General features: G+C 56.5%; 23 protein-coding genes. 10 read left to right on the top strand and 13 right to left on the bottom strand.

Going from position 1 to position 25758, the window contains the following annotated elements:
- Positions 1–143: 143 nt before the first annotated feature.
- The 8 genes from AB7E06_RS07945 to glmS all read right to left on the bottom strand — a co-directional run bounded on the left by AB7E06_RS07945 (position 144) and on the right by glmS (position 12332).
- Positions 144–2063: a sigma-54-dependent Fis family transcriptional regulator gene (locus AB7E06_RS07945; RefSeq protein WP_094198047.1), complete on the bottom strand. Its 1920-nt coding sequence runs from the start codon at positions 2061–2063 to the stop codon at positions 144–146.
- Between the two features lie 134 nt (positions 2064–2197).
- Positions 2198–3457 (bottom strand): type II toxin-antitoxin system HipA family toxin, encoded by a 1260-nt coding sequence (locus AB7E06_RS07940; protein ID WP_234354355.1) that lies wholly within the window; start codon positions 3455–3457, stop codon positions 2198–2200.
- 404 nt (positions 3458–3861) lie between these two features.
- Positions 3862–4212, bottom strand: coding sequence for a DUF6616 family protein (locus tag AB7E06_RS07935; protein WP_094198048.1), 351 nt, complete (start codon positions 4210–4212; stop codon positions 3862–3864).
- 199 nt (positions 4213–4411) lie between these two features.
- The gene (locus AB7E06_RS07930; RefSeq protein ID WP_395028948.1) at positions 4412–5653 is read right to left on the bottom strand and encodes a YncE family protein; all 1242 of its coding nucleotides are present in this window, start codon (positions 5651–5653) and stop codon (positions 4412–4414) included.
- Positions 5654–5685: 32 nt separating this feature from the next.
- Complete coding sequence (locus AB7E06_RS07925) at positions 5686–8220, bottom strand: TonB-dependent siderophore receptor (protein WP_427956147.1); 2535 nt, start codon at positions 8218–8220, stop codon at positions 5686–5688.
- A 291-nt stretch (positions 8221–8511) separates the two neighbouring features.
- Positions 8512–9516: a FecR domain-containing protein gene (locus AB7E06_RS07920; protein ID WP_427956145.1), complete on the bottom strand. Its 1005-nt coding sequence runs from the start codon at positions 9514–9516 to the stop codon at positions 8512–8514.
- A 5-nt stretch (positions 9517–9521) separates the two neighbouring features.
- On the bottom strand, positions 9522–10091 hold the full coding sequence (locus AB7E06_RS07915) for a sigma-70 family RNA polymerase sigma factor (protein ID WP_427956142.1): 570 nt from the start codon (positions 10089–10091) through the stop codon (positions 9522–9524).
- A 414-nt stretch (positions 10092–10505) separates the two neighbouring features.
- Entirely contained in the window at positions 10506–12332 is a 1827-nt protein-coding gene (gene glmS / locus AB7E06_RS07910) for a glutamine--fructose-6-phosphate transaminase (isomerizing) (RefSeq protein ID WP_094198052.1), read from the bottom strand.
- A 201-nt stretch (positions 12333–12533) separates the two neighbouring features.
- On the opposite strand from glmS, the gene AB7E06_RS07905 reads away from it, so the two are divergent.
- Positions 12534–13010, top strand: a complete 477-nt coding sequence (locus tag AB7E06_RS07905; RefSeq protein ID WP_094198053.1) for an Lrp/AsnC family transcriptional regulator — start codon at positions 12534–12536, stop codon at positions 13008–13010.
- A gap of 189 nt (positions 13011–13199) precedes the next feature.
- Here AB7E06_RS07905 and AB7E06_RS07900 read toward each other — a convergent pair whose 3' ends face one another.
- Genes AB7E06_RS07900 through AB7E06_RS07885 form a run of 4 tightly spaced genes read right to left on the bottom strand, consistent with a single transcriptional unit; the run spans position 13200 to position 17576 of the window.
- Positions 13200–14375 (bottom strand): glycosyltransferase family 4 protein, encoded by a 1176-nt coding sequence (locus AB7E06_RS07900; protein WP_427956137.1) that lies wholly within the window; start codon positions 14373–14375, stop codon positions 13200–13202.
- A 51-nt stretch (positions 14376–14426) separates the two neighbouring features.
- Positions 14427–15797: a bifunctional UDP-N-acetylglucosamine diphosphorylase/glucosamine-1-phosphate N-acetyltransferase GlmU gene (glmU, locus tag AB7E06_RS07895; RefSeq protein ID WP_321268496.1), complete on the bottom strand. Its 1371-nt coding sequence runs from the start codon at positions 15795–15797 to the stop codon at positions 14427–14429.
- A gap of 13 nt (positions 15798–15810) precedes the next feature.
- Positions 15811–16704, bottom strand: coding sequence for a PhaM family polyhydroxyalkanoate granule multifunctional regulatory protein (locus tag AB7E06_RS07890; protein WP_230019411.1), 894 nt, complete (start codon positions 16702–16704; stop codon positions 15811–15813).
- 44 nt (positions 16705–16748) lie between these two features.
- Positions 16749–17576, bottom strand: a complete 828-nt coding sequence (locus AB7E06_RS07885) for an NUDIX hydrolase (protein ID WP_094198057.1) — start codon at positions 17574–17576, stop codon at positions 16749–16751.
- A gap of 275 nt (positions 17577–17851) precedes the next feature.
- Between AB7E06_RS07885 and coxB the strand changes: the two genes are divergently transcribed.
- From coxB to AB7E06_RS07860, 5 genes are all read left to right on the top strand, one after another.
- Positions 17852–19012: a cytochrome c oxidase subunit II gene (coxB, locus tag AB7E06_RS07880; protein WP_094198058.1), complete on the top strand. Its 1161-nt coding sequence runs from the start codon at positions 17852–17854 to the stop codon at positions 19010–19012.
- 75 nt (positions 19013–19087) lie between these two features.
- Complete coding sequence (gene ctaD, locus AB7E06_RS07875; RefSeq protein ID WP_094198059.1) at positions 19088–20695, top strand: cytochrome c oxidase subunit I; 1608 nt, start codon at positions 19088–19090, stop codon at positions 20693–20695.
- Positions 20696–20711: 16 nt separating this feature from the next.
- A complete protein-coding gene (locus AB7E06_RS07870; RefSeq protein WP_219003578.1) occupies positions 20712–20825 on the top strand; it encodes a cytochrome oxidase small assembly protein in 114 nt (37 codons plus the stop codon).
- A gap of 1 nt (position 20826) precedes the next feature.
- Positions 20827–21051 carry a DUF2970 domain-containing protein gene (locus AB7E06_RS07865; protein WP_094198060.1) on the top strand — a complete coding sequence of 75 codons (225 nt, stop codon included), beginning with the start codon at positions 20827–20829 and terminating at the stop codon, positions 21049–21051.
- 50 nt (positions 21052–21101) lie between these two features.
- On the top strand, positions 21102–21977 hold the full coding sequence (locus AB7E06_RS07860) for a cytochrome c oxidase subunit 3 (protein WP_094198061.1): 876 nt from the start codon (positions 21102–21104) through the stop codon (positions 21975–21977).
- Positions 21978–22021: 44 nt separating this feature from the next.
- On the opposite strand, the gene AB7E06_RS07855 is transcribed toward AB7E06_RS07860, so the two are convergent.
- Positions 22022–22228 (bottom strand): twin transmembrane helix small protein, encoded by a 207-nt coding sequence (locus tag AB7E06_RS07855; protein ID WP_042485541.1) that lies wholly within the window; start codon positions 22226–22228, stop codon positions 22022–22024.
- 28 nt (positions 22229–22256) lie between these two features.
- Here AB7E06_RS07855 and AB7E06_RS07850 point away from each other — a divergent pair, with 28 nt between their 5' ends.
- From AB7E06_RS07850 to cyoE, 4 genes are read left to right on the top strand one after another with little or no spacing between them, the layout of a single operon-like run.
- On the top strand, positions 22257–23039 hold the full coding sequence (locus AB7E06_RS07850) for an SURF1 family protein (protein WP_108728370.1): 783 nt from the start codon (positions 22257–22259) through the stop codon (positions 23037–23039).
- A gap of 1 nt (position 23040) precedes the next feature.
- Positions 23041–23670, top strand: coding sequence for an SCO family protein (locus AB7E06_RS07845; protein ID WP_094198063.1), 630 nt, complete (start codon positions 23041–23043; stop codon positions 23668–23670).
- Positions 23671–23674: 4 nt separating this feature from the next.
- Entirely contained in the window at positions 23675–24748 is a 1074-nt protein-coding gene (locus AB7E06_RS07840; RefSeq protein WP_094198064.1) for a COX15/CtaA family protein, read from the top strand.
- A complete protein-coding gene (gene cyoE / locus AB7E06_RS07835; RefSeq protein WP_094198065.1) occupies positions 24687–25580 on the top strand; it encodes a heme o synthase in 894 nt (297 codons plus the stop codon). Before AB7E06_RS07840 ends, cyoE begins: the two co-directional genes overlap by 62 nt.
- Positions 25581–25758: the final 178 nt, after the last annotated feature.

The following is a 25758-nucleotide window of genomic DNA, read 5'->3' as shown; positions in this document are numbered from 1 at the left end:
GCTATGGAGTACATAGCAAACGTCGTGCCAAACCGGAAACGGCTTGTTTTAAAGGAGTGTCGCTTGTTTTAAGGCGATGAAACTGTGCCAGTTGTGGCACAGGTGGTGCATCAGGTGTCGCAGCCTGTGTCTCAGGTCGAGTCTTAGTGAGTCAGACCTGCCCGTTTGATATAACGATGCAAGGTGGACCGGCTGATTCCAAGCTGCCGAGCCGCTGCGCTGACATTGCCACCACAGGCCTGTAAGACCTGCTGCCAGGACGATGCCCCGGCCGAATGCACCGTTGTCGGGCTGCCTGTAGAGGTGGCAAGGCGCCGCTCTCGCAAAGCCTCTGGCAAATCCTGCACCTCAATGCAGGAGCCTTCTGCCAAGGCCAAGGCCAGCACCAAGGCATTGTCCAGTTCGCGCAAATTACCCGGCCACTCGTAAGCTTGCAGCGCTTGCCAGGCCTCGGGAGACAAACCGGGCACATCGCCCTTATTACGCCGATGCAATATCTGCTGCACCAACCACTCCAGATCACTGCGCTGACGCAAGGCAGGCAAGGTCAGAACCGCCGCATTCAGGCGATACAGCAAATCCGCACGGAAGCGGCCTTGCTCTACCAGGACACTTAAATCATGGTGGCTGGCTGAAATCACGCGCAGGTCCACGCGCTTGCTTGTGCGTGCGCCCAAAGGCATTACCTCGGACTCGGCCAATACGCGCAGCAAACGACTTTGCAGGGCCAGCGGCATATCGCCAATCTCGTCCAGGAAGAGAGTGCCGCCATCAGCCGCCTCAATCAAACCCGTGCGACCTCGTGCAGCGCCGCCGGTATACGTGCCGGCCAGATAGCCAAACAATTCGCTTTCAATCAGGCTCTCGGGCAAGGCTGCACAATTGACGGCCACAAAATTCCCGCGACGGCCGCTAGCCGTGTGAATCGCACGCGCCAGATATTCTTTGCCCGAACCCGTCTCGCCCTGCAACAGCACCGGCATCTCCCGCGTTGCCAAACGCGCGGCTTTCAACAGCATGGATTGCATGGCCGCATCCGTGCCCGCCAAGCCGCGCAGAGCCTCTGGCAAAGCGGCATCCACGGCCGCCCCATCCATCCCCACAGATCGATTGCTCAATACACGCCGAGGCTCAATGGCATGGGCAAACAACACGCTGCCATCCCGCGCCATGATGACCCGTTCCTGCGTAGGGCGATAGCGCATCAAGGTCGGTAACTGATCCACTTCCAGATGCACAAAGCGCACCAAGCTCTGCCCCAGCAAGCCCGCAGGATTGCGCCAGTCCACCCCCGCAGCCCGCGCCAGAATCCGGGCACCCGTATGGGTCATGCCCTTGATACGGCCAGAGCCATCAATCGCAATCGCCGCTTCCGGATCAATGTCCAAAAACTCTGGCGACTGCGACAAACATAAAATCCATTCCTGCCGATGGCAGGCCATCAAATTGGCCAGTTCAATACGGCGGGTCGCCGCGTTGGCAAGGTGTAGCGCCAAACCCTGGCTGGCCTTGGCCTGTGGAGACTGCAACAAGGACAAATCCAGCACCGCCGCCAGTTTGCCGTCGTCATGATAGATAGGCGCCGCCGTGCAGGACAGGGGCGCATGCATATGATCGAAATGATCGTTTTGATGAATGGTCAGCGCCTCGCCCGTATGTAAGCAAGTGCCCACCGCGCACGTCCCTGCGCGCTCTTCGGACCATTCCGAGCCCATATACAGACCAGCCTGCCGCAAGGCATCGCGCTGGCCTTCCGACCCCAGAAAATCCACTGTGACGCCCTTGTTATCGGACAGCAGCAACACGTAATTCAGCCCGGAAACCTGCTGATAAAGACGCTCCAGCCCGGAGCGCGCAATATTGATCAGGGCTTCGGACTGCTGACGGTGCTCGCGCAACTGGGAATCGGGCACGATATAGGCCTCGCAGGCCTGGGCCGGGTCCAGCCTGTGATGCTCGATGCATCGCCGCCAGCTATGGACCACAGCCTGATCGCGCCGGGACAGGCTTCCCTGCCAAACAGCCGTAATCTCCTGAACATGTGCCACATGTGAAGACTGCATATCTGCGCTCATCCCGAAAACAGGCCACCCCCGGACGGGCGCGGCCTATCTTCCAGTGTGCCGCCATGCTTAGCTACCGTACATGGAGGTTTTCCTTGAGATGCGGTGCAGCATCAAGCACCGGGACTATCTGATCAGGTCGGAATACGATAACTACGCATGCGCCGCAGTCCTTCAGACAACCGCTCCTGCATGAGCGATTCCAGACGAGATCCAAGCAGGAGGCGCACCTGATCAAACTGCCCTTCTATCCTGTCCAGCAGCCGGTCAAGCAGCTCCACCGCCTCTTCATCGCCTGACAAGCCAAAGGCTTTGGCATCGTGTAACGCATTGGCTCGGCTGATCTGGCGGCTTCCATGACTCAACTCCATCGCCAGATACTGAGGGATGAAATCTGGATTAGGAACGACATCAAAAGCGGGCGTCAAACGCCATCGGCCCTGATCATGAAGATAATGGATTGCATGGTTACGGGGATGATCATCGTCATTGCCAATAACCGCATTGAAAATCATGCGACAGAACAATTCAATGGCGTCCTCCTGAGGAGCGCCTATCATCGTCAACGTTCTGGCCAAGTTGGGATAACTCCAGGCCGATGAGCCTGAATGACCGGGATACTCCGTCTGCAGCAAGGATGCCGCACTCAATGTCATGACCCTAAGGCCATGTTGGCGATCAAACCTCAATGAGCGCATCACACTCAGTGCGGAGTCCTCACCAAAACCCGTGTACGCGGTTTGTGCAAAGTTCAAGCCCACTGCCCGGCCCCACTCTTGAGCTGCATGTTCAAGACGCGGAATATCCTCGGTATCAGATGGCAGGATCGGTTTCACAAGCCAGAACTGATCACCATCACGAACGGTTGCTTTCGGTCTTGCTCCGCCCATACTGGGTGTGGCCATCAGCCGGCGACGCAAATGCGGATCCACCGGAGGGCGGCGCAGCTGCATGGCTTGCAGCTCTGCGCTCAGCTTTTCAATTTCTGCGATGGGCGGTGCGGACAATTCTGCGATTGAGGGCTTAGGCGAAGAGCCGACCGCCAGTGCTCCCCAACGCTCGGCATTACCAGCCTTCAGAAGATAAGCATGGTTTGGAGAGCTATCACTTAATCCGTGTTGCCTTTGAATAAGTAACCGGCCCCATGCGTCGGGACAAGCATCACGTAGCGCATCATGCAGGCCACCATAGCGACTCGCCTGAATTGGAACAGAGCCGCTCAGCGGTAAGTTAACCGGATCAATTGACCATGGTAGACCCGCATCCTGATAGCTAGGCGCATACATAAACTGGCCAAGCTTGGCTGACGAGTCGTGGATATACCGGCCAACGGTCACCCATTGACCCGTGTCAGGCCGCTGCAAATAAACGTATAAGGGCTTAGAAATACTCATCGTCATCTCTGCCCAGTCTTGCACGCCCCTTCGTATCGCCGCTACTCCAATGAGCATCGGGCATTGGCACGATGGATTCGAGCAGACCGAGTGCTGCCAGAGCAGTCAAATAGCTCCCCATCGTCACAGCCGGATCGCCTCGCTCCATTCGGCGTAATGTACTTTCCGAGACCTCGACTCTTGAACTAAAGACTCGAGCTGTAATTTTCTGAGCAACACGTTGAGTACGAATGCAGCGCCCCCAAACCAGGGCCCGTGACTCGACGGCTGGCAAGTAAAAAGGGGTAGGGGCAAGTTTTTTGGGCATGGCACAGACAACAAATATCGTTCATAGATAACCGTTTATATCACATAAACTATAATCTATGAACGCTTTTTGACGGATCCTCCTGGCTTTCTGACCCTCACACAAGCTGAGAATCCTTAGCCAGCTCCGCCAAGTGTTGAGCAAAACCCCCTTCTGCACCCGCTGCATTCACATGGTCGAAATACTCGTACCAGCCGCTGGCTTTGATACCGGCCAGCAATGCTTGGCATGCCTGTTGATTTGGAAAACGCCAAATGCCCATAAAGCGGTGGTCGCTGGCGTGATCAATATCGTGTTCAGTCGCAGCCAGAGACAATACCTCAATACCCAGGCTGGAAAGACCGCCCATTGCTTCCTGCAGACTGGCCAGAAAGTGCTGTCGCTGCTCGGCAGGCAGTGCATTCCACTTGGCATTGGGTGAATAAAGCTCGATCAGATAGTGAGACATAGGCAGGTTTCCTTTCGCTAAAGATACGCACGACGTGCTGAAAATCTCAATTTAGTTAGATATCTAATCTTATAGTTTCGCACTAAATACCGCAAGCAATCCAAACACGTAGAAAAGCCCGAGCTCAGCATGACGCCGAACTCGGGCTTAGATCCACCTTGTCAATCAATCATGCAGCATGGCTGCTGGTGAAACCAGCTTAGAACTGGATACGCACCATCCGTTCTTTGGTCCCTTTTTCCTTGCTGTTACCATCGTTCTTCACCGACACGTACAAGGCTTTTTCAGCGGGAATGTATTCCAGGCTGTTAGGGTGTGGGGCCAGCTCAATGGTTTGCAGCGGCTTGTAGTTCACCGTGTCAAATACGCTGACCGAGCCCTTGCCTTCTTTCTCGCGCACACCACCTCGGTTGGCTACAAACAGACGCTGGGATGCGGCATCAAAACGCAAACCAATCGGCACTTCGCCGGTGGGCATGACCGCCAGGGTTTTGCCGTTAGAAGCGTCCAGCACAAACACTTGGTGGCCTGGGCTGCGACGCTTGTACTCACGCTCCAGGTGCAGGTTACGGGCGTCATCACGGTCAATCCCCTGGTCTACCCCGAAGAGGCGGTTGTGCTCGGGGTCATAGCTCAGGTTCAACAGTTGGTCCGCCTGTGTTTCCCACACTTGATCAATGTTCAGCGTCTGGCTGTTCACCACCATAATCTGGCCTTGCATATTGGAGACAAACAAGCGGTTATTGGCCTCATCCAGGGTGATGCCCACGACGTTATAGCCAAAGCCGGGCAGCACTTTTTCCAGTTCCATGGTCTGGGTATTCACCACGAACAGCACGCTGTCGAAACCCAGGCCCAGACCAGGTGCAAACACACGGTGGTTTTTCTTGTCCACCACCAATTCACGCATTTTGTATGGGTAGTCCTCGGTGACGTTAAAACGCTCCAGCATCTTTAACAAACCCTCTTTGCGTGCCTGACCAAAATCCGCAGCCGCAATGGCTTCCTGGAAATTGATTTTTTCTTGTACGGTAATACGCTTGATCAGTTCCTTGCGAGCGGTATCAACCACGGCAATACCGCCATTAAAGCCCTGTGTCAGATAAAGTCGGTCGGACGCATCGTCCAAAGCCACGCCAAAGCTTTTAACGTCCATCGGGATTTCTTGCTGGATCGCCAAGGTCGTGGGATCCAGCACCAAGGTGCGCGACAAGGTTTCATCCTCCCAGTTTGGCGAGGACACGAACAAACTGGATTGCTTGGGGCTGTAGACAATTTCCAGCACCTCAGCGGCCGTGGGTTTTTGCATGATCTGTTCTTGAGTGACGGCTTGATAGGCAACGGGAGCGGGTGTCTTGGCATGAACATAGTTCGTGGACACTCCCATTGCCAAGGCAAGGTAAACCGCAGAAACAAGAGAGCGAGAAGTAAACAAGGTCATAGAATCGGCTCGAAAGAAGATAGGAAAAAGGCTTACCACTGGTAAACAATGGACAGATGCACATTGCGCGGCGCGCCGTAACGTGCCCGGAAGATCACGAAGTTGTCGTAATACCGTTTGTCAAAGAGGTTGTTGACGGTGAGCTTGGCATTCCAGTGCTGGTTTACGCGGTAATTGGCGTGCAGACCCACCAGGGCGTAGCTGCTATGGGTGTCTTCCAACGCCTTGCCATTGCTGGCGGTATAAGGGCGGCCGGCCGTCCACAGATCCCGCTTGCCAAACCAGTTCACGGTGGCACCGGCGCTCAGGCCCTGCAACGCACCAGAGAACTGGTACATGGTGCCCAGACGGAAGGTTTGGCTGGGAATGTAGGTATGGATACGCTCGCCCTCGCCGTCTTTAGTGCTGGCGTAGCTATAAGAAGCAAATACGTTCCAGTTCTTGCTCAGTGCGCCGTTCAGTTCCACTTCAAAACCCTTGGTTTTGTTGCCTGCGCCCGAAGATACATAGGGGCGGCTGCCATCAGGCAAGAGGAAATCATCCGGCACCGAAGGGTCCAGCACGGCCAGATTGTTTTGACGGGTCTCGAAAGCAGCCAGGGAGAACTGCAGCGCCTCGTCCATCACGCTGCCTTTCAGACCGATTTCCCGGTTAACCCCGGTGATAGGATCAAGGAAGTTCTCGTTGATGTCTTTGTAGCTTTGCGGTTGGAACAGGCGGGTATAGCTGGCGTAGGCAGTCAGGTTCGGGTTGATGTCATACGTCACTCCAAAGTACGGCGTAATTTCATTGCGGTTGCGCAATTCATTGGACACGCCGGTGAACTGGCCGTCTTTACCGTAGTTGTCGCGGTAGGTTTTGTAGTCCGACAAGCGCATGCCCATGATCACATTCAGCGGATCAATAATGTTCAGACGCGTGCCGGCAAAGAAGCCGTATTCGCGTGTGTGGACCCGGTTCCATTCCCCTGTACGGCTGACACTGGGCTCGGGCATATAGCCCTCCCAATCGTAAATATTGGGAATGAACCAGTTGCGGGTATCGCTGACCTGCATGGTGTACGTGGTGTCACGCTTGCGAGTGCCGTTAAAACCAAACATCAACTGGTGCTCACGGCCAAACATCTTGAAAGGACCATTGGCCGACAACTCCAGGTTGTCCTGATGGCGATATCCATTCGCGGCCAGGTTAGCGCGGATACCCATACCGGATCCGTCCGGACGCACCACGGGGTTCACGCCCTGCCCCAGACCGGTAATCAAGGCATCGCCATCGTCACGTTGATGGCTGTAGCTGAGCTTGGCATTCCACTTGTTTTCAAACTCGTGCTCGACTGAGAAGAAGGCGTTTTGATACTTTTTATCCCAGTAGGTCCAGTCCGGCACCAGCGACATGGAACGCGAAACGTCAATACGGTCACCCTCGCTGGTAAACAAAGGCACGCCCATATTGCCTTCACCACGCAGCTTGGCGGTTTGATAGTCGTAGCCTGCGGTCAGCAAGGTCCGATCAGTCAGGTCAAACTCCAGCATGCCGGACAGCAAGTCGTTCTTGTGATCCTGGTGATCCATGAAGGAGTCCGCCTGCTTGCGCGAACCAATAACGCGCATCCGTAAACGGCCATCCTCGGTCAGCGGGCCAGTCACATCGGCTGTCACACGCTTATCGTTCCAGGAACCATAGTGGGCGCTTAATTTGCCGCCAAACTCAGCCTGAGGGCGTTTGCGAATCAGGTTGATCAAAGCGGAAGGCTCGCCGGTAGGAGACAACAAACCTGTCGCACCGCGCACGACTTCCACGCGGTCGTATAAATCCATATCCAGAGAAATAGGATTGAATGCACCACGTCCAGCCGCCCGGTAGCTGCTTTGCACGCCATCTACCTGCACATTGCTGATGTCAAAGCCACGAGCCTGAAACTGAAAGCCGCCACCGACTGCCGCCGTATTGGCCGTCACGCCGGTGGTGAAGTTCATCACATCATCAAAGCTGGTAAGGCCAAAGTCATCCATTTGCTGACGCGTCATCACACTGACCGATTGCGGGGTGTGCTGGGTGTCCATGTTCAGACGGGTGGCGGTACTGCTGGTGCCATTGAGCGTGTACAGGCCGGTGTCTTCAGTTGCCCGGGTCAGGCTGCCCTTAACACGCACGGGTTCCAACTGAGTGGTTTCCGTAACAGGCCACAAGTTCACCGTATTGGCATCACGCGAGTAGCGAATGCCCGTGCCAGCCAGCAAGGTATCCAAGGCCTGCGCGACGCTGTAATTGCCTTTCAGGCCCGCACTTTGCTTGCCTTCGGCCACACTGCCCGCGCCAACCAGATACACCCCGCTCTCTTGCGAGAAACGCATCAGCACACGGCTCAAGGGGCCGGCTGGAATGTCATAACGCTGGATCTTGTCGGCCGTCGGGCTGTTTTGCGTAGCCGCCTGGACAGGCTGGATACTCACAACAAAGGCGCTGCCGGCCATCAACACAGACAGGGCCAGGGCCAGTGGACGCAAAGAGGCGCAATGCGATCCTGCATCCTTGGACAGGGAAAGGGGATCGGGGCGACGATGCATAAGGAGACATCCTTCAAAAACACGGGTCAGTCACAATAAAAACGATGAACCTGAACGATGTTTTTGCGTTGATGTTCAGTACTGAGCGGGCACTGCGGCCCGCCTCCTGCTTCATTGGCCTCACGCCAATCAGGTCCTCTTACTGTCTAAAACCACTCAGTCTCCATAACCCGGAACCTGCTTTTGCATGTTTTTGAGGGTTTTTTACCTAGAACCGGGCAAGCCTTTGAATTTAATCGGTTTTTATTTTTGTAATTTTTATGATGATTGCTGCTGCAATGCCCTGAGCAATCAATCCAGAGCTTGCACACTGGTCCACCAGGGCATGGGCTGGTCGATACGAATCGGCAATGCCGAAGCCAGCATTTTCAGCACACGGTCCGTATCATGAATGGGGAAACTGCCATAGACCTTCAGGTCAGCCACGGCATCATCCACACCCAGATAGCCTTTGCGGTAACGACCTAATTCCTTGATCACGCTACGCAAGGCGATGTTGTCAGCCACCAGAACGCCTTTGGTCCAGGCCTCACGTGCCTGCTCGGCGTCCATGCTGTGCCGGATGCGCTGCGCACTAAAGTGCACCTGCTTGCCCGCCTGTACCGTGGCGGTGTTTTGACCTTTTGCCGTAGACACCTGCACGGCCCCTTCATAGACCGCCAACTGCGTACAGTCCTGGTCCATACGCACATTGAATTGCGTACCCAAAGCGCGCATATAGCCCTGCGGGGTTTGAACGGTGAACGGCCTGTCCATGTCGTCCTTGGCCGTCTGGATAAAGATCTCGCCCGACATCAACACAATCTGGCGAGCCTGCGCGGTGAACTTCACATCAATTGCCGAGGAGGTGTTCAACCAAAGCCGAGAGCCGTCTGCCAGCACAATCTGGTTCTGCTCGCCGGTTTGTGTCGAGTGGTCAGCCGCCAAGGCCAGAACACTGGACGGCAGCCAGGAATGACGCCAGCTCAACCAGCTAGCAACTCCCGTTCCTGCCAGCGCAACCACACCGGCCAGAACGCGACGACGTTGATGCAAACGCTCGTTGGCCGTGTGCAATTTCTCCACCACACAGCGCGAATCCGGCACGCTACGTACAGGCTCAAAACTGCGACTGACTTCCTCCACATAACGCCAGGCGGTACTGTGCATCTCGTCCTGCTTAAGCCAGCTCTGCCAGGCGGAACGTTGCTCGGCACTGGCCTTGCCATCGCGCAGACAGGCATACCATTCGGCGGCTTGCATCAAAACGGCGTGGGGAGGAGTGGACGAGGAAGACAAACTGGAACCGTGCTTCATGAAACTTAGTACTGAGGTTCCTGACGCAATTCGGCGACGGTCTGGCAAGCCTGCAAGCTGATGCAGCCCAACATGGCTTGCGCCACATACTTGCGCACCATGCGACCGGAAATACCCATTTCTGCGCCGACCTCATCGTCTGTCAACTCGCAAATGACGGCCAGGGTAAACGCCTTGGCCGCTTTGGGAGACAGGCTGCTGAGCATGGCGCTGATCTCTTCCAGCGCCTGCAAAATCATGGCCTGACGTTCTGCCGAGGGGTAAACATTCTCGGGCGTCGCGGCCAGAATATCCAACCAGGCCTGTTCAATTTCCTGACGTCGCCATAGGTTGATGCACAAGTTCTGTGCGGTCTTGCGTAAATAGGCACGGGCTTCGCCGGGACTGGCAAATTGCCAGCGGGAACGGCTGCTTAGCAAGCGTACAAACGTATCCTGCGCCAAGTCAGCCGCCTGGTCTGCCCCACCCAATCGATGATGCAGCCAGCGCTGCAACCAACTGTGGTGGTCGCAGTAAAGTGACTCGACCGACTCGGCCGAAGACACACCTGACACGGGAAGAACAGAAGAAGGCACGAGGGTACTCCGCACTGACAGATAATGAGAATCGTTATCAATTATTATATGGTGCTGTCTGTACAGTTCGCTAGCGGTGTGTGTTTGGGGCGACAAATAGGGCTATTTTGAGGGACTCCGCTCGCTTCTTCAGATCTTCAAATACAAAGCTCCCTCTACTGGGCACAAACCTCACTATCGGGTATATCGCTATCAATAAAACTCCGATTTTCTTCTTATTTATGAATAGAATTTTGTAACGGTTAACTTTTTCTGAATACTTCATGGCCCACCAAATTACGGGCTCCAACCGCTTAAAAATCAAAACCCACCGAAATCAATGTCAATTCGGTGGGTTTTGATGAAACTCGGACAGTGTCAATTGACAACAGACCGGACAGATTTTACTTCCGGTCTTTGCCGCTTAAATCTCGCTCACTCCACCGTCACACTCTTAGCCAAATTCCGTGGTTTATCCACGTCTGTACCGCGCGAGCAGGCGGTGTGATACGCCAGCAATTGCAGTGTCACGGTGTGTAAGATGGGGGACAACTTGCCGTAGTGCTCTGGCATGCGGATCACGTGCACACGCTCGCTGCTGCCGATACGGGTATCGGCATCAGCAAACACGTACAGTTCGCCACCGCGTGCGTGGACTTCTTCGATATTGGATTTCAGCTTTTCCAGCAGCTCATCGCGTGGGGCGATGGTGACTACAGGCATGGCTTCGGTGACCAGGGCCAGAGGGCCGTGTTTCAGTTCACCGGCGGGGTAGCCTTCGGCGTGGATGTAGCTGATTTCTTTCAGCTTCAGCGCGCCTTCCATGGCGATGGGGTAATGCATGCCACGGCCCAGGAACAAGGCGTTTTCCTTGCTGGCAAAACGATCAGCCCAGGCCATAATTTGCGGCTCCAGGGCCAACACGGCTGCGATAGCGGTAGGCAAATGGCGCAGGGCTTTCAGGTAGTCGCCTTCCTGCTCCTGATTCAGATGTCCTTTGACTTGAGCCAGTGCGATGGTCAGCAGGAACAAGGCGGTCAACTGGGTGGTGAAGGCTTTGGTCGAAGCCACGCCAATTTCTACGCCAGCGCGGGTGATGTAGGACAGTTTGCACTCGCGCACCATGGCGCTGGTGGCCACGTTGCAGATGGTCAGAGTCTGTTCCATGCCTAGGCTGCGGGCATGCTTCAAGGCGGCCAGAGTATCGGCGGTTTCGCCGGACTGGGAAATCGTCACCACCAAAGTGCGGGGGTTGGGCACGCTGTCGCGGTAGCGGTATTCGCTGGCGATTTCCACGTTAACGGGGATTTTGGCCAGGGACTCGATCCAGTAACGTGCGGTCAAACCGGCGTAATAGCTGGTGCCGCAAGCCAGAATCAGCACATTGTCGATATCCTGAAAAACCTTGTAGGCCTGGTCGCCAAACAGCTCGGGCGTAACGCTTTCAATGTCTTGCAAGGTATCGCCCACCGCACGGGGCTGCTCGAAGATTTCCTTTTGCATAAAGTGGCGGTATGGGCCCAATTCAGCCGCAGCGGTGTGCAAATGCACGGTGTGTACGGGACGATCAACGGTGCGGCCGTCCTTGTCCATGATCCACACTTTATTGATCTGCAGATCGATCACATCACCGTCTTCCAGGTAGATGATTTGATCGGTGGTTCCGGCCAATGCCAGGGCATCCGATGCCAGGAAATTTTCGTTCTGACCCACGCCGACGACCAGGGGCGAACCATGGCGAGCACCCACCACACGATGCGGCTCATCCTGGCAGAACACAGCAATGGCATAGGCACCGGTCAAACGGCGAATAACCTGCTGCACGGCCTCGAACAGGTCACCGTTGTACAGGTGGTCGATCAGGTGAGCGATCACCTCAGTATCGGTTTGGCTCTCGAACACGTAGCCTATGTTTTGCAGCTCGGTGCGCAGTTCGTCATGGTTTTCGATAATGCCGTTATGCACCAGCGCAATACGCGCTTTGCCCTTGCCGGAGAAATGCGGGTGGGCGTTATGAGTCGCCGGTGCGCCATGGGTTGCCCAGCGTGTGTGAGCAATGCCGGTAAAGCCTTGCAGTTGATCCGCCTTGACCTGCTCTTGCAGCTCGGCCACGCGCTGTGTACTGCGTGCCCGCAACAACTGACCCTGCGCATGAACAGCAACCCCGCAAGAATCGTAGCCCCGGTACTCCAGGCGCTGCAGCCCCTCCAGCAGCACGGGAACAATATCGCGTTGCGCCACCGCGCCAACAATTCCACACATAGCCAACTCCTGTTCATGGCCCCTTTTGGTGGGCCAGCTAATCAATTCAATCCGCCTATTCTGATCTGAAACACAAAAAATTTTATGTCTATTTTTTTTCTAAAATGAATTAAAATTTCATTTAATAATCAATATGAAAGAAAAACAAATTTCGTTTTATTTAACGGAATTTTATTTCATCATAGATAGATAAACATTGTCATGATTGAACTGGACGAGCTGGACTTACGCATTCTGGAGCAGCTGCAAAATGATGCTTCCATCAGCAATCAGGCGCTGGCTTTGCGCGTGCATGCCTCTGCCCCAACTTGCTTGCGGCGAGTGCGTCGTTTAAGTGAACAAGGGGTGATTCGCAGGCAGGTCGCCTTGCTGGATCCGGAACAACTGGGCCCCAGTTTGACGGCGATTGTAGAGATTACGCTGGACCGTCAGGGTGAAGAATATCTGCAGCAATTCGAGCGCCTGATGGCACCGGAAACTGCGGTGACGCAATGCTATCGGGTCTCTACTGGCGTGGATTTCATTGTGATCCTGCAGGTCAGCGATATGACGGCATATCACAAGCTGGCTCATGCCCTGTTCACCAACCAGGCAAATATCCGCAATATTCGCAGCTTCTTCTCGATTCATCAGGCCAAGTTCGAGACACGAGTCCCTTTACCTGCGGCGAAGATCTAAACCAGGCCAAGTTTTTACGCCGAAACGCTATCGGCAAAGAACATGGCTGTGGCTGTGGCTGTGGCTGTGGCTGTGGCTGTGGCTATGGCTGTGGCTGTGGCTGTGGCTGTGGCAGGAATTAAAACACACGTGAAGGTCAGCACAAGAGCAAAGAGTAGAACGCGCAGAAGCAGATTAAAACAGCCGCGTTCAGGCTCGTGCGCGTTGTTGCACCAATTGCTGATACAGCCGCAAGTACCGCTGCACCATGACAGCGGGATCATGCTCCTGCTGCACCCAGCGATGCGCCAGTGCGGCCTGTTGCCGCGCGGCCGTCGGATTGCTCAAAGTGTCGTCCAAAGCCTGGGCGATGGCTTGCGCATCCCCTACCGCGCATAAGGTACCGCGCCCATTGTCCAGCAGCTCGCTCAAGCCCCCCGCCATCGTCGCCGTCACGGGAACGTCATACACGAACGCATCCAGGACACTGGAACCCAGGGCCTCATGCCGGGAACTCAAGACAAAGCCATCCATCAGGCGATACGCTTGTTCAGGGCGAGCTTCAAAACCCGCCAGCTTGTAGCAGGACTCCAGGCCCAATTGCACAATCAGTTCCTGTGCCGCTAAGGACTCGGAACCAGGCGCACCAAAATGCAAAAACACAAAGTCCTGACGACGCTGATACAGGGCATGAACGGCACGAATCAGGGTCAAGGGATCTTTCTCTGCCGTCAATGCTGCCATCGTCCCCAGAACGTGCAAGCCTTGCGGATTCCAACGCTGCCGCAAGTGGTTCACATAGGCGTCGTCCTGCTCCACATAGTCAATGGCGCTGGGAATCACGTCTACAGAAAAACCCAGGCGACGCGGCTCGGCTGCCGCTGCCTGACTGATGGCCACCAGGCGATCCGCCTTGCGCCATTTCCAGCGCGTGCGGCGCTCTTTGGAACTTAAGGGAATGTTTGCTTGCCGCCCACTACGCTGCTCGATACGTTTACGATCAACCGGAAAAGCCGTGCGACGTGTAAAGACGACCCGCTTGGGCAGCCAGAAATGCAGCAGAGCCAACCAGCTCATGCAGGACGCGGTTTGAGAGTGGACGATATCAAAGCCACGGCCATGTACCAGCAAGTAGCGCAGTGCGGCACCCACAGAGGCACATTCCACCACGCTCAAGCCCTGCTCTTTGGCACGCTTGGCCAGTTCCTCATCGCCTCTGGCCAGCAAGCTGACCTGATGGCCAGCCTGCTGCATATGCAGCAGACTCAACAAGGTCTGCCGCTCACCACCGCGCCAGCCGCGCTCGAAATTAAGCTGCAGAATGCGCATGGCGACCACCCAAAATCCGCCCATCCGGGCTTGCTGCGCCACCCAAGCAGGCAGCACGACTCCCCTTGCAGCGCAAAGGGGGCCATACCAAAGAGGGGCTAACACACATCAAGATTTACGAACCGGGCGCTTCCAGCCGGACACGCTGCGCTGTTCCGAACGCGACAGGGTCAACTGATCATCCGGTGCATTGCGCACCAGGGTCGTACCCGCACCAATCGTTGCGCCACGGCCTACGGTCACCGGGGCTACCAACTGCGTATCGGAGCCGATGAACGCATCGTCACCAATCACGGTGCGGAACTTGTTCACGCCGTCGTAATTGCAGGTGATGGTGCCCGCGCCAATGTTCACACGCTGCCCCACATCGGCATCACCGATATAGGCCAGATGATTGGCTTTGGAGCCTTCGCCCAGTTGGGTGTTCTTGATTTCCACGAAGTTGCCTACGTGGGTGTGATTGGCCAGCACAGCACCTGGACGCAGGCGGGCGTAAGGGCCGATACGGGCTTGTTCGCCAACCTGGGCTTGTTGCAGATGGCTGAAGGCTTCGATCTGTGTACCAGCACCGATGGTCACGTCACGCAGCACGCTATGCGGGCCAACACGCACGCCGTCTTGCAGCACGACCTTGCCTTCAAACACGCAGCCCACATCAATAAACACATCGCGGCCACATTCCAGTGTGCCGCGCAGATCAAAGCGGGCTGGGTCAGCCAGTGTCACGCCTTTTTCCAGCAAGCGACGGGCCTGCTCGGCTTGCCACAAACGCTCCAGCTCAGCCTGTTGAATGCGGCTATTCACACCCAGGGTTTCCCAGCCAGCAGCGGGTTGAGCAGCTTGCACCGACACGCCATCGGCAACCGCCAAGGCGATGATGTCGGTCAGGTAATACTCGCCTTGTGCATTGTCATTGGTAATACGGGTCAACCAGTCTTTCAGGCGGGCCGTGGGCGCCACCAAAATGCCGGTATTGACCTCTTTCACGGCACGCTCGGCGTCGTTGGCATCTTTGTGCTCAACAATGCGTTGCACGGAACCGTCAGCACCGCGAATGATGCGGCCATAGCCGGTGGAGTCTGCCAGCGTTTCAGTCAATACAGCCACGCCTTGGCCACGCGCGGCCAACAAGCGTCGCAAGGTGTCAGCCTGGACCAGAGGGACGTCGCCATACAGAACCAGCGTGGCGTCATCTTGCTGGTCGCCACCGACCAGTGCAGGCACAGCCTGTTGTACAGCGTGGCCCGTGCCATGTTGAGGTTGCTGCAAGGCAAAGGCCAGCTCGGCCTGAGCGAAGGTTTGCTGAACGCGCTCGGCGCCATGCCCCACCACGACCACAACTTTTTCCGGCTCCAATTCACGTGCGCTGTCGAGCACGTGGGCCAGCATGGATTTGCCGGCGATAGGGTGCAGTACTTTGGGCAGGTCAGACTGCATACGCTTGCCCATGCCTGCTGCCAGAATCACGATATTAAGCATAAAAATTTACCTACTAGGTTGGTCGATCCGTTTTTTTGGTACTACTTTTGGTGCTGCGCGTGGCGGTTTTTTTAGCCGCCGTTTTGGTGGCCGCCTTGGCCGCCGTTTTAGTCGCTGCTTTTGCGGCCGTTTTTACCGGTTTGGCTGTTGCCGGAGCACTGGTCTTGGCAGAAGTCTGGGCATCGGCGGCGGCCGGTTTAGGGGGCTTGGCCGACCCGGCCGCTTTGGCCTTGGTCGCCTGCTGGCGATAGTTTTCCACCTGCTGCATCGATGCGGCTGTAGCGGTCGCCATGGCATCGAATTGCTGTTGCAGCATGTTCCACCACGCTTGCGCAGCGGGATTACCTGCACCTGCGTCCTGCTGAGCGCCGGGCTGTTTATCTTTGGAGCTGTCCTGATTGGCAGCCGCGTCGGGCTGTGGCGACGCTTGTTGTGGCTGTGCCGATGCTTGCTGGAAGGCCGTTTGCGCTGCGGTTTCAGGCTGACTGACTCCAGGCTGGGTGCTCGAGACACCAGCGGCACTCTCGGCCGCTGCAGCACCGGCCGCCATGGGATTGAAAGCCATAAAGGCTTCAAAAGGATTTTTCCCACCGGCAGCCTGGGTGCCTTGCTGCGCCATGGTCTTGATCGCCGCCAGGGTGGAGCGCTGAATCTCCAGCCCCTGGATGGTGGTGCTCAGCATGGACAGGTTCAACTGCAACCAGCTCTCCACTGCACGCAAGTCACGGATACGGCGATCCAGATCATCAGGGGACAAGCTGGGCATCATGCCCGAGCTGACATCGCCCGCTCCCCCGCTGGCCATGTTTTTCCAGGCCTGCGCCATCATATCCATGCTGCGCAGCAATGGATTGTTGCCGCTGCCCAGGGCATTGAAATCAGGTATACCAAAAGGATTCGGGTTCATGCGTCGCTCCCATCAGGTTGGTGCCTGCCCGGTAATGCCCAGGTTCAGGCCAGCTTGTCCAGATGCTGCTTGATGCTGTCGATCAGCACCACTTGCGCTTCCAGGGTGAACAAATCTGCTTCTATCATTTGCCAGGCTTCATCCAGCGTCAATAAGCGAAACTCACTAACCTCGCCGTCCATATTGCGGGGCCGCACATCGTCAGCCAGCACGCAATCGCTAACCAGGGCGTTCTCCACCTGATAGCCTTCCGGCAGGCGACGATGCATGCGCAAGGACACGCGCAAAGGGGTGCAATTGACCAGCACGGACTCGGCCAAACCTGCTTCTTCATAACTTTCGCGTATGAGGGAGGTCTGCAACGATTCACCGCTGACCGCCAATCCCCCGACCAGCGTGTCCCACATATTCGGGTCTGTCGATTTGGTGGGGGAACGACGCGCGGCCCAGATTCGGCCGTCTGTGGACCAACCATTCAAATGCACCGCTTGCGTCAGAAAACCCAAGGGCCGCACTGCACCACGTTCAATGCGGGACAGACATTGCCCTTCTCCGACCACGTCCAACAACTCGTCACGCCAGGCCCGGATGCAACCGCCTTCCTGCAAACGCAAGGCGACCTGATCCAGGACCTGAGCCAAGCTCAGTTCCTGGCTGGGGCAATCGCTCAGACGCAAGACATCTTCTTCAATCGAGACCCCGGGCAAAGGCTCAATACAACGAGCGGCCTTGGGGGTGATCCATCCGGCCACGCGCCCATCAACAGTGACAGGACGGCTGCCCGGCGGGGGCAATTGTTGCAGCTGACTGGTCAGGCTGGCCATGCGCTGACGCAAGGCCTGAGTAAGTGATCGGTTCTGGAACAAAGTCATAGTCGGCGATTGTAATTCAAGCCTTGCTCCGTTACGGCTTTTGTAGCGTTTAGTCCAACCTTGTCGTCTAGGGACATACCCTGCCCTTGAAGGCTAAAGCAAGTTCTATATAATTTCCGTGAACAAATAAGCAATTAAAAACTTCGAGCGGACCAGCACTTAGCTGCCACAAGCCCGCCACTGCAACACAGCAGTTTCTTCCAGCGTTGGATTTTTCGGAGCGTTGACGCAGCCGAACCCCGGTTTGGCATGGCAACACCAAAAGAGGGACAACAATGAAGATGTGGAGAAGTTTATTTGCTCTGACCGCCTGTTCGACGGCAGGGCCTAGCTTGGCTCAGGTCACCAATATGGAAGGTGGCCCCCGTGTCAATCAGCTCAATTTGCATAACGGGGTTACCCCCATCGCCCAGGACATTGCCTGGCTGCATTGGATGATGCTGATTATCTGTACCATCATCTTTATTGGCGTGTTCGGTGTGATGTTCTATTCCATCATCCGGCATCGCAAGTCCAAGGGTGCGATTGCCGCGCGCTTTCACGAGCACCTGGGGGTGGAAGTAGCCTGGACCATCATCCCCTTTCTGATCGTGATCGGCATGGCGCTGCCTGCCACCAAAACGGTGGTGGCCATGAAGGACACCAGCAGCGCCGATCTGACCGTCAAGGTCACGGGTTATCAGTGGAAATGGGGCTACGAGTATCTGGACGGCCCGGCCACGGGCGTGAAATACCTGTCCAACCTGTCCACCCCCCGCGCCCAAATTGAAGGTCGCGAACCCATTGGCCCCAACTATCTGATGGAAGTGGACAAGCCACTGGTCGTGCCGGTCAACAAGAAAGTGCGCGTCATGCTCACAGCCGAGGATGTCATCCACTCCTGGATGGTGCCCGAGTTTGGCGTCAAGCAAGATGCCATCCCTGGTTTTTTGCGCGATACCTGGTTCCGTGCGGATAAGGTCGGCACCTACCGCGGCCAATGTGCCGAGCTGTGCGGCAAGGACCATGCCTACATGCCCATTGTGGTGCAAGTGATGGAGCAAGACGACTACGACACGTGGGCCAAAGAGCAGAACGACTTGATGACTGCCCAGGCCGACGATCCCAATAAAGAGTGGACAAAAGACGAGTTGATCGAGCGCGGCCAACAGATCTTTGCGCAAAACTGCGTGGCTTGCCACCAGGCCAACGGTAAAGGCATGCCCGGCACCTTCCCCGCTCTGGATGGCGATACGAAGTTTGTCCTTGCCCCCAAAAAAGGCCAGATTGACACGGTGTTAAACGGTCACCCTGGCACCGCGATGGCCGCCTTCCGCAATCAACTTAACGACGTTCAGATTGCAGCGGTCATTACCTACACACGCAATGCCTGGGGCAACGCGGGCAAAGGGCCTGATCCTGTCGTGATGCCCGCCGATGTCCAGCAACAGCGCTAATTCTGCGCGCACCGCCTATCACACTATCAATCCATCCCTGACTACGGCCAGGGGGAGTGCAGCAAGGAGTCAAGCATGAGTAGCGTCACCGTCGACCATGTAGCGAACCCGAGCGGACATGATGATCACCATCATGCCCATGCCACCCCTAGCGGCTGGCGTCGCTGGCTGTTCGCCACCAATCACAAAGACATCGGGACCATGTACCTGATCTTCTCCTTTGTGATGTTGCTGGAGGGCGGCGTGCTGGCCTTGCTGCTGCGTACTGAACTGTTCCAGCCGGGCTTGCAATTTTTCCGGCCCGAGCTGTTTAACCAGTTCACCACCATGCACGGCCTGATCATGATTTTCGGCGCGATCATGCCGGCATTTGTGGGCTTTGCCAACTGGATGATTCCGTTGCAAATCGGTGCCTCGGACATGGCCTTTGCCCGCATGAACAACTTCAGCTTCTGGCTGCTGCCCGTGGGCGCGATTCTGTTTACCGCATCTTTCTTTGTGCCGGGCGGCGCACCTGCCGGTGGCTGGACCATGTATGCACCGCTGTCCTTGCAGATGGGCCCCGGCATGGACTTCACGATTTTTGCGGTTCACATTCTGGGCGCGTCCTCCATCATGGGAGCCATCAATATTGTGGTGACGGTATTGAACATGCGCGCCCCTGGCATGACGCTGATGAAAATGCCGCTGTTTTGCTGGACCTGGCTGATTACCGCGTACCTGTTGATTGCGGTCATGCCTGTGCTGGCCGCTGCCGTGACCATGCTGCTGACCGACCGCCACTTTGGCACCCACTTCTTTAACGCAGCCGGTGGTGGCGATCCGGTTCTGTACCAGCACATTTTCTGGTTCTTTGGTCACCCCGAGGTCTACATCATGATCTTGCCGGCCTTCGGGATTGTGTCGGCCATCGTGCCGGCCTTCTCGCGCAAGGCCCTGTTTGGCTATGCCTCCATGGTGTATGCAACCGCCGCCATTGCAATTCTGTCCTTCCTGGTGTGGGCGCACCACATGTTCACCACCGGCATGCCAGTAACCGGGCAGTTGTATTTCATGTACGCCACCATGCTGATTTCCATTCCGACCGGGGTGAAAATCTTTAACTGGGTGGCCACCATGTGGCGCGGTTCGCTGTCTTTTGAAACGCCCATGCTGTTTTCCATCGGCTTTATCTTCGTGTTCACGATTGGCGGCTTTACCGGCCTGATCCTGGCCGTAGCCCCCATTGATATTGCGGTTCACGACACCTATTACGTGGTGGCTCATTTCCACTATGTGTTGGTAGCCGGATCGCTCTTTGCCCTGTTTGGCGGTGCCTACTACTGGCTGCCCAAGTGGACAGGCCGCATGTACAACGAACGTCTGGGCAAGATCCACTTCTGGTCCACCATGATCTCGTTCAACGTGACCTTCTTCCCCATGCACTTTCTGGGCCTGGCAGGCATGCCACGCCGCTATGTGGACTACGCCGGTCAGTTCACGGATTTCCACCAGATTGCCACCATTGGCGCCTTCTGGTTTGGTCTGTCGCAACTGCTATTGATCTACATCGTGATCCAGGCCGCTCGCGGTAAAGGGGAAGTGGCCAGTGCCAAGCCCTGGGAAGGCGCAGAAGGTCTGGAATGGACGGTGCCCTCGCCTGCCCCGCATCACACCTTTGAAGTCCCCCCTGTCGTCAAGTAACACTGGAGGAACGCCCATGACCCCCGAACAACGCCGTCGCAACCGCCGTCTGGGATTGCTCCTGGCCGTGTTCGTCATTGCCATCATGGCCTGGACCTTTCTAAAAGGCAGTCAATTTCTAGGACAGTGATATGGATGACGATTTTCGGGACCTCACACGGCGCAAGCTCAGTTTTTTCCAGACATTGAAAGCCATTGCCTGGGGTTTTTTTGGAGTCCGTCGTGGCAGCGACCATGAACAGGACATTGCCAAGATCAATCCGGTCTATCTGATTATTGCCGCCTTGATCGCCACGGTTGTTTTCGTTGTGGGCCTGATTATGGTGGCCCGCTGGTTCATTGGTCAGGCCGGCTGAACCCTGGCCGGATACTGTGCCCCAGGGCACATGACCCGAAGGAGAACACTATGCATGTCGAGACTACGGCTCACCCATCCAAGGCGCCGTATTACTACGTCCCCGGCTTGTCGGGACACCCGGTACGCGCCAGCCTTTCCCTATGTCTGACGCTGCTGGGTGCGGCAACCTGGATCAATAACTGGCCGGGCGGTTTCTGGGTATTCCTGGTCGGGATTCTCAGCTTCCTGCTGGTCCTGTTCTTCTGGTTCAGCGACGCCGTGCGTGAATCCGAAACGGGCCTGAACAGCACACGCGTAGACATCTCCTATCGCTGGAGCATGTCCTGGTTCATCTTTTCCGAAGTCATGTTTTTTGCCGCCTTTTTCGGGGCGCTCTGGTATACCCGCGAAATTTCCACACCGCTGTTAAGCGATCTGGATCACCGCGCCCTGCTCTGGCCGGACTTTACCGGGACATGGCCCAATCAGGGGCCAGCGGGCACGATCGCTCCGTTCCAGACAGTTGGCCCGCTATGGCTGCCAACGATCAACACGGCTTTGCTGCTGACCTCGGGCGTTACCCTGACCATTGCTCACCATGCACTGCGCGCCAGCAAGCGTAGCAGCGCAATCTTCTGGCTGTTCATGACGGTCGCACTGGGCTTTGCCTTTGTGGCCTGCCAGGCCTACGAGTACCTGCACGCCTACGCCGAACTGAACCTGAAGTTCACCTCCGGCGCCTATGGGGCCTTGTTCTATATGCTGACGGGTTTTCACGGCTTTCACGTGATTATCGGTGCCACCATGCTAACGGTGATGCTGATACGGTTGATGCGCGGTCACTTTACCGCCGAGCACCACTTTGGTTTTGAAGGTGCCGCCTGGTATTGGCACTTTGTGGATGTGGTGTGGTTGGGCTTGTATCTGTACGTCTACTGGTTCTAGTCATTCATGCCGCAGGCCCATTTCTTCGGGCCTGGGTTTTTACCTCAGGCCAAGGGCACGCCGGTGCTTTCAATCCAACCCAGATAATGGGCCAGCAACACAAACAGGAACAGGGCCACGGACAAGCCCACTCGCCAGGTCAAGGCATAGGCCATGCGATTGGAGTTACCCCGGTCCCGCATCAAATACACCAGGGCCGAACCCAGCGACACAATAATCCCCAGAAACACGATCAGAACTAGCACACGCATTACGTCTCCCCCGCTTCAGGTTGAATGGATGTCCAGCAACAATTCTCGTTCTTCTTCGACTCGACCCCTGCTTGCCCTGGTTTGTCTGGGTTTGCTGATGCTGCTGTTCATTAGCCTGGGGCGTTGGCAACTGAGCCGCGCACAGGAACGTCAAAGCCTGGCACAACAAATTGAACAAGGCCGCCAACAAGCTCCCCTTCATATTGATTCCCAGGCCAGCCTGGATAAAGGTGCCTTGTGGCAGTCTGTCGCCGTGCACGGCTCCTGGCGCAGTGAGTTAACTGTACTCCTGGATAATCGCAATTTCAAAGGTAAGCCGGGCTACTGGATTGCGACTCCTTTTGTGCTGGACGAAGGTGATCTGGCAGGCTCCAGCCTGCTCGTACTCCGAGGTTGGCTGGCTCGCGTACCGGGACAGGCGCCTAGCGTACCGGACGCACCGTCCGGCTCCGAGACCATCTCCGGTGAATTACTGGAACGCGTGCCGCGTCTGTTTGAGCTAGGCAGCAGTCCCTTGCCCGAGCACTTGCCCAGCCCTTCTGGTACGCCCCCTGTGGTGCAGAACCTGGCCCTGGAAGATCTGCGCAGCCGCATTGATCTGCCTGTACTGCCCCGTGTGCTGGCCCAGACCGCCCCCGCCTCGCAGTTGCAAACCAACTGGCCCGACCCGAATATCGACTTTGAAAAGAACCGGGGCTATGCCCTGCAATGGTTCGGTTTTGCCCTGATTGCCCTGTGTGCCTGGATCGGTGTAGCGTGGAAATGGCTACGACGCTCCAGACCCAACTTTGCCCCTACAAGGAAAACCTGACGTGGACACGACTCAAACCCCTGCCCGCCCGCGTTCCCTGACTCCGTTGTATCTGCTGCTGGCAGTCAGTCTGGCACCGGTACTGTTTGCGCTGGCGGCCTACTACATGCCTTCGTTGGGGCTGCGGCCTGAGCAAAGCAATGCCTATGGTCAGTTGATTGAGCCACAACGTAGCGTACCGACACCTGCCACCCTACCCTTGCAGACCCTGCAAGGCGAGGCCTTTGATCTGCAGTCCCTGCGGGGCCGCTGGGTACTGGTCAGTGCCGACGAGAGCGCCTGCCCCGAAAGCTGCGTACGCAAGCTGTTTATCCTGCGCAACTCCCATGCCAGCCAGGGTAAGAATGTAGACCGACTCGCCCGCGTCTGGTTTGTGACGGACCAAGGCCAGCCTTCGGAACAAATTCTGGAAGCCTATCTAGGCACTCATATGCTGCGCGCCGATCCGGGCCAGTTGGCCGAGTTTCTAGCCCCTGGAACCGACAGCCGTGCTGCCGAACAAGCTGTCAAAAATGGCATGTGGATCATCGACCCCAATGGCAATTTAATGATGGTTTTCCCCGGTGATGCCGACCCTATCAAAGTTCGCACCGACATACGCAAACTGCTGAACAACTCACGCATCGGATAAGTTTATGGCCGATATCCGCCAACGCTACCGCAAACTGGTCTACCTGACCTGGTTCCTGACCTTGGACCTGATCATGTTCGGCGCTTTTGTCCGTCTGACAGATTCGGGCCTGGGCTGCCCGGACTGGCCCGGTTGCTATGGCAAACTCTCGCCGCTAGGCGCGAGCGCACATATCGAGCAAGCCTATCAAGCCATGCCTTATGGCCCAGTCAGTTGGGGCAAGGCCTGGATTGAAATGATTCACCGCTATGTGGGCGCGGCCTTGGGCATGTTGATTATTGCCATCGTCTGGATGGCCTGGCGGCATCGTCACACCTTGGGCCATTCGGCTCGGCTGGCCCTGTTCACCTTGCTGGCCGTCTGCGTGCAAGGAGCCTTTGGTGCCTGGACCGTCACCCACAAATTGATGCCTATTATCGTCACCACCCACTTGCTGGGCGGCATGAGCGTACTGGCCTTGATGACCTGGCTGGCCGTACGCGAGAACCCTGGCCCGCCGGTCTCTCCTGTCACCCGCCGCTGGCGACCTTGGCTGATTGGCGCCTTTATTCTGCTAACGATTCAGATCGGCCTGGGTGGATGGGTCAGCACCAACTATGCGGCGCTGGCCTGCATGGACTTTCCGCAATGCCACGGCCAATGGATACCCGAGATGGATTTGCATGGCGGGTTTTCGCTGTTTCGCGCGCTGGGCGAGCTGCCTTCTGGCGAGATGATTTCCCAGGCTGCACTGACCGCCATTCACTGGGTTCATAGAAATATGGCCTTTCTGGTGTTTCTGATTTTGGGTTCAGTCGCGTGGAAACTGCGCGCCGATCCCGTACTGCGTCGCCCGGCAACATTAGTCCTTTTGTTGCTGTTGGCCCAGCTCATCACGGGGTTAACCACGATCTTTTTCCAGTGGCCTCTTTTGATTGCCGTCCTGCATAATGGGGGAGCTGCCGGTCTCGTTTTATGCTGCGTCACCCTGTTGGTACGGCTTTCCCGCAAGTCGACTGTCCCCCAAGGAATACAGTATGACAAACACCGCTACCCTGGCTCCCGCCTCGCTCCTGCGCCAGTATCTGGTACTGACTAAACCACGAGTCACCCAACTGGCTGTTTTCTGTGCCGTAATCGGCATGTTTCTGGCTGCTCCCGGCCTGCCCGATCCGGGTACGGTGGTCGCAGGCACGCTAGGCATATGGATGCTGGCGGCTGCCGCCTTTGCCATCAATTGCCTGATCGAAAGCCAGATTGATGCCCGCATGCTGCGCACCGCCCGACGCGGTACGGCACGCGGCACCATTACCCCACCCCAAGTGCTGGCCATGTCCGGTTTGCTGGGCGGCATAGGCATGCTGGTGCTGTACTACTGGGTCAATCCGCTGACCATGTGGCTGACCCTGGCCACCTTCATTGGTTACGCGGTGATCTATACCGTGATCCTCAAACCCCTGACCCCACAAAACATCGTGATCGGTGGTTTGTCCGGTGCCATGCCGCCTGCTTTGGGCTGGGCCGCCATCGCCAACGCTGTACCAGCAGAAGCCTGGCTGCTGGTGCTGATTATCTTTATCTGGACGCCCCCGCACTTCTGGGCCTTGGCGCTCTACCGTCAACACGACTACCAGCGCGCCGGCCTGCCCATGCTGCCCGTCACCCATGGCAAAACATTTACGACGCTGCATGTGCTGCTCTACAGCTACATCCTGATGGCCTCCAGCCTGCTGCCCTTTATCATCCGCATGAGCGGCCCTCTGTACCTGGCTACCGCCCTTTTGCTGGGCGCCCGTTTCATTCAATACGCCCATCAACTACACCGCCACTACAGCGATGAACTGTCCCGTAAGCTGTTTCGCTTTTCCATTATTTATCTGGCGGTTCTGTTTGGGGCGCTGCTAGTGGATCACTGGGTGCGCTTGATCTGAGTTCTATCGACAGAGTGAGAAAATAGCGGCCACCTTCCCTGCTGAGTACCTTTAAGGCACACTCAGCAACTCAGGCGGTTCGCTGCTCACTATTCCATGCTTTAAGAAGCACGCACGCTCATCAAAATACCGATAGCTGCGTACCAACAAAACAATCGGTGTGGTTACATGAATCGAG

Source organism: Alcaligenes sp. (genome assembly GCF_050255915.1).
GTDB lineage: Bacteria > Pseudomonadota > Gammaproteobacteria > Burkholderiales > Burkholderiaceae_B > Alcaligenes > Alcaligenes aquatilis.
This window is presented reverse-complemented; position numbering and strand designations above follow the sequence as displayed.